Annotated in this window: 1 protein-coding gene; it reads right to left on the reverse strand. The window is 61.7% G+C overall.

Annotated elements, in window-relative coordinates:
* The coding region (locus ACCD05_RS32060) for a phosphoribosylaminoimidazolesuccinocarboxamide synthase (RefSeq protein WP_413397728.1) at positions 1-243 on the reverse strand (243 nt) is incomplete at both ends.

Raw genomic sequence — 243 nt, forward strand, 5'->3', positions numbered from 1 at the left:
GTCTTCGGCCACGGCTTGCCATCGATGCGCACGGCTTCGAGCCAATCGCGCACGAACTGTTTGTCGAACGACGGCGGGTTCGTGCCAACCTGGTACGAATCGGCCGGCCAGAAGCGCGACGAATCGGCGGTGAGCGCCTCGTCCATCAGCGTGAGCGTGCCGTTTTCATCCAGACCGAATTCGAACTTGGTGTCGGCGATGATGATGCCGCGCGTGGCAGCAAAGTCGGAGGCTTCCTTGTAC

It is taken from the genome of Rhizobium sp. Rhizsp42, assembly GCF_047304155.1.
Taxonomy (GTDB): domain Bacteria; phylum Pseudomonadota; class Alphaproteobacteria; order Rhizobiales; family Rhizobiaceae; genus Rhizobium.